The sequence below is a fragment of the Kitasatospora sp. McL0602 genome (assembly GCF_052076145.1).
GTDB lineage: Bacteria > Actinomycetota > Actinomycetes > Streptomycetales > Streptomycetaceae > Kitasatospora.
Map to the genome: position 1 here is coordinate 531,111 of NZ_CP197246.1, position 12,739 is coordinate 543,849.

The 12,739-nt window shown below is 73.7% G+C and carries 14 protein-coding genes; 6 read left to right on the top strand and 8 right to left on the bottom strand.

Annotated features, from left to right (window positions below):
- Positions 1–176: 176 nt before the first annotated feature.
- Together ACR68M_RS02510 and ACR68M_RS02515 are read right to left on the bottom strand one after the other, a co-directional pair.
- Positions 177–671, bottom strand: a complete 495-nt coding sequence (locus tag ACR68M_RS02510) for a hypothetical protein (RefSeq protein ID WP_441248712.1) — start codon at positions 669–671, stop codon at positions 177–179.
- A 709-nt stretch (positions 672–1,380) separates the two neighbouring features.
- Positions 1,381–1,617: a DUF397 domain-containing protein gene (locus ACR68M_RS02515; protein ID WP_441248713.1), complete on the bottom strand. Its 237-nt coding sequence runs from the start codon at positions 1,615–1,617 to the stop codon at positions 1,381–1,383.
- Between the two features lie 199 nt (positions 1,618–1,816).
- On the opposite strand from ACR68M_RS02515, the gene ACR68M_RS02520 reads away from it, so the two are divergent.
- A complete protein-coding gene (locus ACR68M_RS02520; protein ID WP_441248714.1) occupies positions 1,817–2,398 on the top strand; it encodes a PTS-dependent dihydroxyacetone kinase phosphotransferase subunit DhaM in 582 nt (193 codons plus the stop codon).
- Here the strand turns inward: ACR68M_RS02520 and ACR68M_RS02525 are convergent.
- Both ACR68M_RS02525 and ACR68M_RS02530 read right to left on the bottom strand, forming a co-directional pair.
- The gene (locus ACR68M_RS02525) at positions 2,384–2,860 is read right to left on the bottom strand and encodes an NUDIX hydrolase (RefSeq protein ID WP_441248715.1); all 477 of its coding nucleotides are present in this window, start codon (positions 2,858–2,860) and stop codon (positions 2,384–2,386) included. The genes ACR68M_RS02520 and ACR68M_RS02525 overlap by 15 nt on opposite strands.
- A gap of 107 nt (positions 2,861–2,967) precedes the next feature.
- Positions 2,968–3,228: a hypothetical protein gene (locus ACR68M_RS02530; RefSeq protein WP_441248716.1), complete on the bottom strand. Its 261-nt coding sequence runs from the start codon at positions 3,226–3,228 to the stop codon at positions 2,968–2,970.
- Positions 3,229–3,540: 312 nt separating this feature from the next.
- Between ACR68M_RS02530 and ACR68M_RS02535 the strand changes: the two genes are divergently transcribed.
- Positions 3,541–4,527 (top strand): polysaccharide deacetylase family protein, encoded by a 987-nt coding sequence (locus ACR68M_RS02535; RefSeq protein ID WP_441248717.1) that lies wholly within the window; start codon positions 3,541–3,543, stop codon positions 4,525–4,527.
- A gap of 62 nt (positions 4,528–4,589) precedes the next feature.
- Here ACR68M_RS02535 and ACR68M_RS02540 read toward each other — a convergent pair whose 3' ends face one another.
- Positions 4,590–5,354: a glutamate racemase gene (locus ACR68M_RS02540; protein WP_441248718.1), complete on the bottom strand. Its 765-nt coding sequence runs from the start codon at positions 5,352–5,354 to the stop codon at positions 4,590–4,592.
- Between the two features lie 69 nt (positions 5,355–5,423).
- Between ACR68M_RS02540 and ACR68M_RS02545 the strand changes: the two genes are divergently transcribed.
- Both ACR68M_RS02545 and ACR68M_RS02550 read left to right on the top strand, forming a co-directional pair.
- Entirely contained in the window at positions 5,424–6,590 is a 1,167-nt protein-coding gene (locus ACR68M_RS02545; RefSeq protein WP_441248719.1) for a glycosyltransferase, read from the top strand.
- A gap of 32 nt (positions 6,591–6,622) precedes the next feature.
- Positions 6,623–7,333: an SAM-dependent methyltransferase gene (locus ACR68M_RS02550; protein ID WP_441248720.1), complete on the top strand. Its 711-nt coding sequence runs from the start codon at positions 6,623–6,625 to the stop codon at positions 7,331–7,333.
- Between the two features lie 60 nt (positions 7,334–7,393).
- Here ACR68M_RS02550 and ACR68M_RS02555 read toward each other — a convergent pair whose 3' ends face one another.
- Entirely contained in the window at positions 7,394–8,104 is a 711-nt protein-coding gene (locus tag ACR68M_RS02555) for a thiol:disulfide interchange protein DsbA/DsbL (RefSeq protein ID WP_441248721.1), read from the bottom strand.
- A gap of 275 nt (positions 8,105–8,379) precedes the next feature.
- Here ACR68M_RS02555 and ACR68M_RS02560 point away from each other — a divergent pair, with 275 nt between their 5' ends.
- On the top strand, positions 8,380–9,834 hold the full coding sequence (locus ACR68M_RS02560; protein WP_441248722.1) for a purine-cytosine permease family protein: 1,455 nt from the start codon (positions 8,380–8,382) through the stop codon (positions 9,832–9,834).
- Between the two features lie 20 nt (positions 9,835–9,854).
- Here the strand turns inward: ACR68M_RS02560 and ACR68M_RS02565 are convergent, their stop codons facing one another.
- Positions 9,855–10,643 carry a slipin family protein gene (locus ACR68M_RS02565; protein ID WP_441251495.1) on the bottom strand — a complete coding sequence of 263 codons (789 nt, stop codon included), beginning with the start codon at positions 10,641–10,643 and terminating at the stop codon, positions 9,855–9,857.
- A 201-nt stretch (positions 10,644–10,844) separates the two neighbouring features.
- Positions 10,845–11,927 (bottom strand): glycosyltransferase family 4 protein, encoded by a 1,083-nt coding sequence (locus ACR68M_RS02570; protein WP_441248723.1) that lies wholly within the window; start codon positions 11,925–11,927, stop codon positions 10,845–10,847.
- A gap of 347 nt (positions 11,928–12,274) precedes the next feature.
- Here ACR68M_RS02570 and mscL point away from each other — a divergent pair, with 347 nt between their 5' ends.
- Complete coding sequence (mscL, locus tag ACR68M_RS02575) at positions 12,275–12,718, top strand: large conductance mechanosensitive channel protein MscL (RefSeq protein ID WP_441248724.1); 444 nt, start codon at positions 12,275–12,277, stop codon at positions 12,716–12,718.
- The last annotated feature ends 21 nt before the right edge of the window (positions 12,719–12,739 follow it).

The window sequence follows — 12,739 nt, forward strand, 5'->3', positions numbered from 1 at the left end:
CTCAGAGCCGGTTGTGGCTCTGGCTCATGTCCACGGACACGCCGCGCTGGCGGTGCGCCGCAGGTCCAGATAGCTGCGACGGGTCAGCAGCAGGCGGCGGGGAGACATGCTCGTGACTGTACGAAGCGTTGATCGAACACGTCAAGCATGGCCGGAATCCGTTGTCAGGCCTGACGTCAGCCCTGGAGGAACATGTCTCCGGGCAGCGGCTTGAGCAACTGGTAGAGGTCGTCCGCGATCGGTCTGTCCCAGGAGGCGATGGTGACCTGGACACCGTCACTGCGCCCGAACTGGGCGCAGAACACCCGCTCCTCGCTGACCTTGATCTTCTTCACGATCAGCAGGTCGTCGCCGAGCATGACGGGGAAGTCCTCGGCGGAGACGAATTCGACCGGTTCCTGGTTCTCCAGGGCCGCGAGGAGCTGACGGATCTCGAACGGGACTCCGTCAGCCGCGTCCCGGGCGGGGGAGCCGTCGGGGAGGTTGCCGATGAACATGGCCGGACCGCGACCGCCGAAGAGGTCGTAGCGCAGGAAGATCCCCTGGCACGAGCCGTCCGTGCCGGTCATCGTCATGGCGCCGAAGTGGCCCGGCCAGTCGCCCGGGTCCATCGCGAGCACGTCGAAGTCCGGGCCTGCGGGCGAGCCGGAGCGACGGCGGAGAAATGACATGACACCATCGTACGTGCCCGTCACGCCCTGCTCACGGGCCGGGTCGGCGGTCCGGGCCAGATCCACGCTCAGAGACCAATGTTGACTCTGAGCAACCGTCCGGGCTACGTTCGGTTCTGCACGACAGCCGCTGTGGACTCGATCCACCGGGGGGCGGCACGTCGCAGCGCGCCTGTGTGCGCGTTCCGCAACCATGTACATCGTCGTGCGACACACCTGAACCGCCTGAGCAGTTCCTGTTGTCCACAGACCGTCAGACCATTCGGAAGATCGTTCGAAGCACGTCAGAACGACGTCAGAACTTCACTCAAGACCTGACAGATACACCTAAGCTGACACCAGACTTCACAAGCCAGGTTCGCGGGGCCCCGGCCCGTCGCACCGCGAACCTTGCCCGGGACACCGCCGCGTGGGGGCGTGCGGATCTCGGGCACCCGGCGCCAGCGCCCGAGTCGCTCTCGGACGCCGGAGCCACCGCCTCCCGGCGACTGTTCGGCCCTTCGGGGCCGAGGCGGGCCGGCGCACCCCGGTGCGTTCGGGATTCACCTCGGGAGGAGTCCGGCACTCGTGCCGGGCATCACAGCAGGCGCCGTGCTCGGTCGCGTGGGGGCGATGGGCACGGCGTCTGCCTGCTGCTCATACTGTGAGCTGTTCCTTGTCGAACAGTCAACGACAAATCTGGGATTGACACAGAGCGCAGGCCCGCGTTTCAGGTCAGGTCGAACTCGCCGTCGCGGGCCCCGAGGACGAAGTCCCGCCACTCCCCCGGGGTGAAGACCAGGACGGGCCCCTCGGGCCGACGGGCGTCCCGCATCGCGATGAAGCCCTCCACGAACGCGATCTGGACATCTCCCACGCCGTGGCTGCTGGAGAGCCAGTCGGCCCCCGTGAGATCCAGCTCGGGCTTCCGGTTGCTCTCCACATTGGTACCGATGTTCGCCGCCACGCTGCAGCTCCTCCCGCGGTCGTCCTCGTCCGGCTTCCCAGCGTAGCCACGCCCCCACCGGCGGGGGGCCGTTCCGCCCAAGCCTCCTCCGCACGGGCCGAGATGCCCGGATCGCGGCGCTTCGGGGCGGCGAGTGTGCTAGCGGGCGCGCGGGCTGCGAGAGTGTTGCCCTCATGCCCCGTTCCCTCAGGAGCAGCCGATGGACCGCAGGGACGCCCACCGCGCCGAGGTGATCCCGATCTCGGCCGCGCCCTCCGCCACCACGCCGGGCCAGCAGGACGCCGAGGCGGCCCAGGACACCCCGGACACCCCGGACACCGCCGACGGCGGGGAGACGCCCACCCGCCCCTCCGGCCATGGCCGGGTGGGCGTGGTGCTGGTCTCGCAGAGCGAGGAGCTGGCCTCGGCCGTCGGCACCCTCGCGGTGGCCCTCGGCGGCAACGCCGACCCGGCGCCCGTCGCCACCACCGGCGGCCGCCTCGCGGACGGGCCGGGCGCCAGCGCCGTCCTGATCGCTGCGGCCGCAAGGCGGGTCGACCAGGGGCACGGCGTGGCCGTCCTCGCCGACCTGGGCGGCGCCGTGGAGACCGTACAGGCGCTGCTCGCCGAGGCGGACGAGCACGGCCTGCCCTTCCCCGTACGGCTCGCGGACGCGCCCTTCGTGGAGGGCGCGGTCGCCGCCGTCGCCACCGCGACGGCGGGCGGGGACCTGACGGCGGTGCTGGACGCGGCGGAGGAGATGTACCGCCAGCGCAAGATCCAGGGCTCAGCCGAGGGCTGAGAACACCGTCGCGGGCCCGGCCGCGAGGGCCACGGCGATCCGCTCCCGGGAGTAGTCGTCCAGCTCGGGCAGCGCGTCCGGGGCGAACCAGCCGACCTCCAGCGACTCGTCGTCGTTGACCCGGGCCTCGCCCGAGACCAGCCGGCAGCGGAAGGTCAGGTCCAGGTACTGGGCCTGGTCACCGTTCGGGTAGTGCTGCATCGGCGAGACCGTCACCGAACTCAGCAGCTCCGGGGCGATCACCACCCCGGCCTCCTCGAAGCACTCCCGCACGACGCAGTCGGCGGGCTGCTCGCCCGGGTCGAGGATGCCGCCGATCACCGCCCAGCGGCCGTTGTCGGCCCGTCGGCCGAGCAGCACCCGGCCGGTGTCGTCGACCACCACGGCCCCGACGGCGGAGAGCCAGAGCGGGCGGGTGCCGACGAAGGAACGGAGCTCGGCCAGGAACGGCGGAATAGGCATGGGCCGACCCTATCGGCCGGGGCCTACCAGCCGAGGCCCGTCGGCCGGGTGGTGTCTGCCGGGGCCTGCCGGGCAGGGGTTGTCGGGCAGGGGTTGTCGGGCCCGCCCTAGAGGGCGGCGCGACTGCCCGGCCGGAGCCGGGCGAAGGCGACCCGGCCCAGCAGCATCACCCCGGCGGCCAGACAGCCCGCGACGGCCATCACCCACGCCGGGCCGTCGCTCTCCGGCACGACCACCGCGATCATGATGCCCACCCCGATGCAGGCCGCGCCGACGGTGGCGAGCAGCAGCGGGTGCCGGTCGAGGGCGCCGCCGCTCCAGCGCCCCGGCGCCCGGGGCGCCGGCTGATCACGTTGGGTTTCGGCCATGGAACCCACGGTATACCTCGGGAGGTCCGAAGGCAGCCGACCCGCCCCGGTGCAGGGGAGCCGACGGTGCGGGCTTCGCAAAACCACCGCGCGCCTCGCCGCGAAAAGCTGCCGACTGCCGTACAACCTTCGTCGTGAGTCAGTGGTCTCCACTACATTGAGCGATCCAGGAACGGCCTCGACACGGGTTGGGAGTCCCCCGTCGCAGGCCGCAGAGTCGGGAGGCGGAGCCGCCGCCGCCCGATTGTCGGAGGCCCGGGTCCGGTCCTCCGGCGGTACCGCCGCGCCGTCAGGGCGACCGAGGGGGGAACCGTGCCGTATTCCTTGTCCACGACCATGACCAACCTGCCGCCGGGCGCCGTCACCGGCCCGCCGACCGGCCGGGGCCGGGCGCACTGGCTGCGCTTCTCCCCCGTCCAGCCGCTGTTCCGAGCCCGTGCCGCCGGGCGGCTCGCCGTCCTCGCGTACCACGGCGTGACCGACCCCCGGTCGTTCGGCGCCCAGCTCGACCGACTGCGCCGACTCGCCACCCCGGTCTCGCTCCAGGCGGTCGAGCGGGCGGTCGCCGAGGGGCGGCCGCTGCCGCCGCGCAGCGTGCTGATCACCTTCGACGACGCCGACCGTACGGTGTTCACCCATGCCCTGCCCGAGCTGGCCTCGCGGCGCATCCCGGCGGCCGCGTTCGTCATCGCCGAGCTGATCGGCACCGACCAGCCGTTCTGGTGGCACGAGGCGGAGTTCCTCGCCCGGCACGGCGGCCGGGCCCGCTCGCTCGGCTCCCGCACCGAGCCCGGCCGACTGCTGGCCGGGCTCAAGGCACTGCCCGATCCGGACCGCCGCCGCAGCCTGCACGAGCTGCGGGTGAGCGCCGACCGGCAGGCGCCCCCGCAGGAGCAGCTCCGGCCGGAGGACCTGCGGGTGCTGCGCGGCTCGGACATCGCGATCGGCAACCACACCCTCGGGCACCCGAGCCTCAGCCGCTGCGACGGCACCACCGTGCGGGCGGAGATCACCGGCGCGCACCTGGCCCTGACCCAGTGGCTCGGCGAGGCACCCACCGCGTTCGCCTACCCGGACGGCGGCCACGACCCCCGGGCCGACGCGGTGCTCCGCCAGCTCGGCTACCGGCTCGGCTTCCTCTCCGACCAGCGGCTCGGCCCCCGTCTCCCGGCCCACCCGCTGCGGATCAGCCGTCTCCAGGTCGACTCCACCACCAGCATCCGCCGCTTCGACACCATCCTCTCGGGCCTCGAACCGACCCTCCACCGCTGGCGCAGCAGCCTGGCCGCCCACGGCTGAGGCGCCGACGCAAGGCTCTGCCGGTGCTAGCGGTGCTAGCGGTGCTAGCGGTGCTAGCGGTGCTAGCGAACGGCCAGCCCCAGCGCCGAGTAACGGGCTGCGGCGGCCGGGAGAGTGGCTTCTTGCCCGGCGTGCAGGACGGTGAGGGTGCCGGTGCCGAGGCGGGCCGCCGCCGGGCCGATCCGGCGCAGCGCCTGGGCGGCAACCGCGTCGGCGGAGCCGAAGAAGCGGAGGGTCGGCGCCGCTGTCGCGGCCACTGCGGCGCGGATGACGTCCTCGACGAGCTCGTAGTGGGTGCAGCCGAGGACGATGCCGTCGGTGCCCGCCGGGGTGCGGGCCGCGGCGTCCGCGACGGCAGCGGTGATGGCGGCGGTGTCGCCGTGCTCGACCGCGTCGGCCAGGCCGGGGCAGGCGACCTCGGTGACCTCGGCGGCGCCGCCGAACTCACGGATCAGGTCGCGCTGGTACGGGCTGCCGGTGGTGGCCGGGGTCGCCCAGATGGCGACGCGGCGGCAGACGGCCGAGGCGGGCTTGATCGCGGGCACGGTGCCGATCACCGGGATGCCGGGCTCCAGCTCGGCCCGCATCACGTCCAGGGCGTGCACGGAGGCGGTGTTGCAGGCGACCACCAGGGCGTCCGGCCGGTGTGCGGCGGCGGCGCGGGCGCAGCCGAGCGCGAGCTCGGTGATCTCTTCGGCGGTCTGGGGGCCCCAGGGCATGCTGGCGGGGTTGGAGGAGAGCACCAGGTCGGCGTCGGGCCGCAGTCCGCGCAGCGCCGCTGCGGCGGCGAGCAGACCGATGCCGGAGTCCATCACTGCGATCTTCATAGGGCGAAACTCTACTGGCATCAGCCCGGCCGACCGCCCTCCGGCTGCCCGGTGCGGCAGACTGCCGGGGTGACCGTGCTGCTGTGGATCTCGGCCTCGTCCCTGCTCTGCTGGCTCTGGTTGACGTGCTGCCACGGCTTCTTCTGGCGCACCGACCAGCGGCTCCCGCCACGCCGTCCGCCCGCGCGCTGGCCGTCGGTGGCGATCGTCGTCCCGGCGCGGGACGAGGCCGAGGTGCTGCCGGTCAGCCTGCCGAGTCTGCTGGCCCAGCAGTACCCGGGCCGGGCCCGGGTGATCGTGGTGGACGACCACAGCGGTGACGGGACGGGCGCGCTGGCCGAGCGGCTCGGCGCTGGCGGCGGGGACGGCGCCGGGGGCGGGCTGCCGCTCACCGTCACCACCCCTCCCCCGCTGCCAGCGGGCTGGACGGGCAAGCTCTGGGCGCTGCGGCACGGCGTGGCACTGGCCGGGGAGTGCGAGTACCTGCTGCTCACGGACGCGGACATCGCGCACGGGCCGACCTCGCTGGCGGAGCTGGTCGCGGCGGCCGAGAGCAACGGGCTGGACCTGGTGTCGCAGATGGCGCGGCTGCGGGTGTCGACGGGCTGGGAGCGGCTCGTCGTCCCGGCGTTCGTGTACTTCTTCGCGCAGCTGTACCCCTTCCGGCGGAGCAACCGGCCGGGCGCGCGGACGGCGGCGGCGGCCGGGGGCTGTTCGCTGGTGCGGCGCTCGGCGCTGGAGCGGGCGGGCGGGGTGGCGGCCGTCCGGGGGGCGGTGATCGACGACGTGTCACTGGCCAGGGCGGTGAAGGGCGCGGGGGGCCGGACCTGGCTGGGGCTGGCCGAGCAGGTGGACAGCGTCCGCCCGTACCCGGAGCTGGCGCAGCTGTGGCGCATGGTCTCGCGCAGCGCGTACGCGCAGTTGCGGTACTCGCCGCTGCTGCTGGCCGGGACGGTGCTCGGGCTGGCGCTGGTGTATCTGGTGCCGCCGGTGGCGGTGCTGGTCGGGCTGCTGGGGTGGGCGCCCGGGGTGCTGGTGGCGGGTGGGGCGGCCTGGGTGCTGATGGCGGGGACGTTCCTGCCGATGGTGCGGTACTACGGGCAGCCGGCGGGGTCGGCGGTACTGCTGCCGTTCACGGCATTCCTGTACCTGCTGATGACGGTGGACTCGGCGGTGCAGCACTGGCGGGGGCGGGGGGCGGCCTGGAAGGGCCGGACCTATCCGCAGCCGGACTGACATTCCGACAGTCGTTCCGTCACACTGGGCCGATGGAGCGTCAGCAGACAGCGCGGATCGCCCACTCCCACCACCCCGTCACCGCACCACTCTCGGACGGCACCGTCCGGCGGCTGCTCGACCTGGCCTGCACCGGCCGGGCAGACGGCGGATGGGCGGACGGCGCGAGCGCGGACGACGGACGGGTGCTGGAGGTGTGCTGCGGCGAGGCGCCGTGGCTGCTCCGGGCCCTCACCGCCCACCCCGGGCTGCGGGCCGTCGGGGTCGACACCGACCCCGAGCGGCTGAACCGGGCCCGGGAGGCCGCCGAGCTGCTCGGCGTCGCCCGGCGGATCGGGCTGCACCACCAGGACGCCCGTGACTTCCGGCCACCGGAGCCGTTCCAGGTGGTGCTAGGCGTCGGGGCGTCGGGCGTCTTCGGCGGGGTGCTGTCGCTGCTCGCCGCCGTCGGTGACTGGCTGGCCCCGGGCGGTGTCGCGGTGGTCGGCGCGCCCTTCACGGGGCGCGGGCCCGACGGGCTGGTGGAGCAGGTGACCGCCGCCGGCTGGGTGCCCGTCCAGGGGCACATCAGCAGCCAGGAGGAGCTGGACGCGTACGCCTGGGCCCGGACGGGCGCTCTCGCCGCCTGGGCCCTCGACCACGACGACGCGGAGGTCGCCGCCCTCGCCGCCGAGCAGCGGACGGCCTGGCTCGCCGACCGGGGCACGGACGGCTTCGTCACGCTGGTCCTGCGGAGGCGCTAGCGCGCGCCGGGGCGTCAACCCCAGGGGCGCGGGCCAGGGGCGCGGGCCAGGGGCGCACAGCTACTCCCGCGAAGCGACCAGGCGGTCGAGGACGGGTGGGACCTGGTCGACGCCACCGGCTGCGCCGGGGCCGGTGCGGTAGCGGCCCTGGACTACGACGGTGGGCAGTTCGGCGACCTCGTAGCGGGTGAAGAGCGCGGGGGCGTCGTTGGTGGCGCGGTCGACCTCCGGGGAACGGTAGGCGGCGCGGAAGCGGGACTGGTCCAGGCCCTGCCGCCCGGCCCAGGCGGTGGCGAGGTCCTCGGTGGTCAGGTCGGTGTGCTGGTCGTGGACGGCCCGGAAGGTGTCGGCCTGGAGGCGGTCGACGACGCCGAGGCGCTCCAGCGCGTAGTAGAGCCGGGCGTGTGCGCGCTGGGCCCGCTCGTCGGGGCCGCCGGGCCAGACCGCGGGGACGCGCCGGAGCGTGACGTCCGCCCGGTGGCGCTCGGCCCACCGCTCCAGCGGGGCCTCGAGCTGCTCGGAGTGCGTGCAGTCGTACCAGAAGAACTCGACGGCGTCCCGGGTCGCCGCCGAAGGGACGGGCTGCGGGTGGACGAGCCGGGCGTACTTGGTGCTGCCCTGCGGGGCGCTGCCCTGCGGACCGACGGCGTGCGGCAGACCCGCGTGGGGCACTGCGGCCAGCGCGGTCGGCACGGTGAGCAGGCTGCTGCCGGTGAAGGCGAGCAGGACGGCGGTGCGCAGCAGGGAGCGTGTCAGCGGCGAGGAAGTCACGGCCGTAGCCTGCCAGTGACGGAGAGCCACCGGCCAACCATGGTCGGCCGCAGGCCCCGAAATCACCCGGTCGGCGTAGTTTGGTCGACCTTGTGGCGGTACGACCGCACAGACAAATCCGGGCAAGCCACCCATGCTCGTGGATGATCCGACATTGTGCCCGAAGGGCCCCGACCCGAATCATGAACAAGCCCGCGAGAGTCACGTCCGTGGAGCCACCGGCTGCCCGTCCCCCCTCGGGCCGCCGAGTCGAGGAGACCAGGAAGACCACCTCCATGTCGCACTCCCCCTCTGCCGGACTGATCGAACAGCACGGTGTCGAGACGATCCCCGAGGCCGAACGGACCAGCACCCCACGGGACGTGCTGAGCATCCTGATCGGCTCCAACCTCGCCTTCGGCGTGGTGGTCTTCGGCTGGCTGCCGGTCTCCTTCGGCCTGTCGTTCTGGGCCAGCACCAGCGCCCTGGTGCTCGGCACCGCGCTCGGCATCCTGCTGACGGCGCCGCTCGCGCTGATCTCGCTGCGCACCGCGACCAACCTCTCCACCAGCAGCGGCGCGCACTTCGGCGTCCGGGGCCGGCTGATCGGCTCGCTGGTGGGCCTGCTGCTCTCGCTCGGCTACACGGCGCTCTCGCTCTGGGTCGGCGGCGACGTGGTGGTCGGCGCCCTGAACCGGCTGCTCGGCCTGCCGACGAACGGCGCCGCGTACGTGGTGACGTACTCGGTGCTGGCGGTGCTGAGCGCGACGGCGGCGGTCTTCGGCTACCGGCTGCTGCTGCGGCTGGAGAAGGTGCTGATGTGGGCGATGTCCGGCCTGCTGCTGGCGGGCCTGATCGCCTTCGCCCCGCACTTCGACGCCTCCGCGCACGGCTCGTACCTGCTGGGCGGCTTCTGGCCGACCTGGCTGCTGGCGGTCGTGTCGGCCGGGCTGAGCGGGCCGATCGCGTTCATCACGCTGCTCGGCGACTACACCCGGTACGTCTCCCCCGCCCGGCACAGCTCGCGCAAGGTGCTGTGGGCGACGGCGGGCGGGCTCTTCGTGGGCCTGCTGATCCCGCAGCTGTTCGGCACCTTCACCGCCGTCGCTACGGGCGCCGGTGACAACTACGTGGCGAGCCTGCTGGCCGGGGCGCCCGCCTGGTTCCTGCTGCCGCTGCTGGTCAACGGGCTGCTGGGCAGCGCGGGCAACACCGGTCTGATGCTCTACAGCATGGGCCTGGACCTGGACGCCATCCTGCCGCGCGCCAGCCGCCGCCAGGCCACCTACGTGGTCGCGGCGCTGGCGACGGTGCTGGTCTTCCTCGGGCACTTCGTGTGGAGCGCCCAGGACGTGGTGACCTCGTTCGTCCTGGTGCTGACCGCGATCGGCACGCCGTGGGCCGTGATCACCCTGATCGGCTTCCGCCGCTGCCGGGGCGACTACGACCGGCAGTCCCTCCAGGTCTACAACCAGCGCACCAAGGGCGGCGTCTACTGGTACCGGGCAGGCTGGAGCATCCCTGCGACGACCGCCTGGGCAGTCGGCAGCCTGGTCGGCCTGGGCGCGGTCGACACCCCGGTCTACCGCGGCCCGCTGTTGTCGCTGACCGGCGGGATCGACGTCAGCTTCTTGCTGTCGGGCCTGGTCGCGGCCGCGCTGTACGTCGCACTGTCGCGCTCCTCCCGGGGCCGGGCGGGCGGGCAGGTGGCACCCGCCGCCGCCCGGGTCGCCGAGGAGCTCCGCCGCTAGGTCGGGTCAGTCGTCCGGGGTCAGTCGCTCGCGGTCGGCTGGGCCTGGACCGGGACCTGGGCCTGGACCGGGACCTGGGCGGGGGCCGGGGCCTGGGCGGTGGTCTTCCCGGCGGCGGCCTCGAAGAAGCGCAGCAGCTCGACGGGGAACGGCAGCACCAGGGTCGAGTTCTTCTCGGCCGCGACCTCGACCACGGTCTGGAGCAGCCGCAGCTGCATCGCCGCCGGGGTGGCGTCCATCATGCTCGCCGCCTCCGCCAGCTTGCCGGCGGCCTGGAACTCGCCGTCGGCGGTGATGATGCGGGCCCGCCGCTCGCGGTCGGCCTCGGCCTGGCGGGCCATCGAGCGCTTCATCGAGTCGGGCAGTGCGACGTCCTTGATCTCGACCCGGTCGATGTGCACGCCCCAGGCGGTGGCGGGGGTCTCCAGCATCAGTTCCAGGCCCTGGTGGAGGTTCTCCCGGCCGGAGAGCAGGTCGTCGAGCTCGCTCTTGCCGATGATCGAGCGCAGCGAGGTCTGGGCGACCTGGGACATCGCGAAGGTGTAGTTCTGGACGTCCACGGTGGCGCGGATCGGCTCGATCACCCGGAAGTAGACCACCGCGTCGACCCGGACGGAGACGTTGTCGCGGGTGATGCCCTCCTGGGCGGGCACCGGCATGGTGATGATCTGGACGTTGACCTTGCGCATCCGGTCGACGACCGGGACGAGCAGGGTGAGCCCGGGTTCGCGGACCTGCTTGCGGACCCGGCCGAGCCGGAAGACCACCCCTCGTTCGTACTGCTGCACCACGCGCACGCCGGTCACCATCCAGAGCACGCCCAGCCCCACGACGACCGCAAGAATTGCCACGTCTGTCCCCGACCTTCCGCGTCGCGGCGCCCCGGGCCGGGCCGTGCCGGCCCTGTCGCGCGGGTGCGGGCCGCGCCCGCCAGTATGCGCGCGCCCGGCGCCTTCCGGACAGGGGGGCGGTGAGCACGGTCGGTTGAGGCGCGGTCGGCTGAGGCTCGGTCAGCGTCCGGCGACCTGTTGCAGCAGCAGTTGCCAGGCGTCGGTGACGGCCGCGAGGTCGAAGCGGGCCAGGGCGTTCTCCTGGGCGGCGGCGCCGAGTTCGGTGGCGGCGGCGAGGGTGCGGCCGAGTGCCTCGGCGAGGGCCGGTGCGTCGCCGGGCGGGACGAGTGCGCCCGTCACGCCGTCCTGGACGAGGTCGCGGACCCAGCCGACGTCGGTGGCGACGGCGGGCAGCCCGGCGAGTGCGGCCTCGATCAGCTGGGCGGGCACGCCCTCGCTGTCGCTGGTGAGCAGCAGGCAGTCGGCGGCCCGGTAGAGCGGCGCGGCGTCCGCGAGGCGGCCGAGGAAGTGGGCCCGGGGGGCGCCTCCCGGGCAGGGGTAGGGCGCCTGGTCCTCGCCGACGACGGCAAGGTGCAGATCGGGCAGCCGTCTGAGCATCTCCAGGGCGAGGTCGAGGCGCTTCTCGGCGGTCGCGGCGCCGACCCAGGCGACGAGCGGGCCGTGCTGCGGCAGGCCCAGCTCGGCGCGGGCCTTGAGCCGCTGCTCGGGGCTGCGCGGGGGGCGGGGCTCGGTGGCCCGGCCGCCGGAGATGGTGCGGACTCGGGCGGCGGGCAGCCGGAAGCGCCGCATCATCGCCTGCCGTGCGCCGTCCGAGGGGGCGGCCACGGCGGCGCCGCAGTGCAGCAGGGCGGCGTGCGGGAGGGTGCGCAGCAGCGGTTCGCGGGTGCGGCAGCGCAGGCCGTCCCCGGCGACGTAGACGAACGGCACCCCGGTGCCGAGCAGCCCGAGGGCGGCGGCCGGCAGCGTGCCGGAGCCGTGGGCGAGGACGACGTCCGCCTCGCGGGCGGCCTCGCGGACGGCCCGCAGGGTGCGCGGGCCCAGCACCAGGGCGTCGTCGAAGGGGTCGAAGGGCTCTGCGGCGGCGTCGGGGCCGACGGTGGGGCGGAGCGCCCGCAGTTCGGAGGGCTGGCCCCGGCGGCGGAGCTCGGCGTTCAGCTCGCGGGCGAAGTTCTGGGCGCCGTGCCGCCGGGGGTCGGTGATCAGGTGCAGTACGCGGGGTGGGGCTGACACGGCGTCGGACATGTGCCTGACCCTGGCACAGGGCTGTCCCGCCGCGCAGGCCGTTCGGCGAAGCAGGCCGACAGGCGATCTCCGGTGGCTGTTTCCCGGCTGTGGGGCACCCCGGGCAATCGGGTTCCAGCCATCGGAGGGCCGCCGGAGATCGTCCGGACGGGGGCCGGGCGGGCCCGCCGCTCGCACGTACGCGGAGGGTCGGCGCACCGCCCGGCGGCCCGGGTGGGCGTTAGGCAGATCGGGTGAACTGGGTTGGACCACACGCCTGTTGAGTCGGAAGGATGGCCCGTCGGGCCTTCCGGCCCCACCCTCGACAGGTCGGCCCGGCCGGCCCTGGCACGATTTGGAGTCACCCGGTGTTCAAGGGATTCCGCAGCTTCCTGCTGCGCGGCAACGTGGTGGACCTGGCGGTCGGTATCGTCATCGGCGCGGCGTTCACGGCCGTCGTCACCGGGTTCGTCACCGCCTTCCTGACCCCGCTGCTCGGTGTCGCGACGGGCAGCATCGGTGACTTCAGCAAGGAGGCGTTCAGCGTCGCGGGGACGACCTTCCCGTACGGCGCCTTCCTGAACGCGCTGATCAGCTTCGTGATCGTGGCCGCGGTGATCTACTTCGCGGTGGTGCTGCCGGTGGGCAAGCTCCAGGCCCGGTTCGAGCCGACCGAGCCGAAGCCCGTCGCGAAGACGGAGTGCCCCGAGTGCCTGAGCGCCGTCCCGGTGGCTGCCGTGCGCTGCTCGTTCTGCACCTCCGAGCTGGCGGGCCGCCCCGGCTTCCCGGCTCAGGCGCTGCAGACCCGCTGACGCCTGCGACGTGATCCGGCC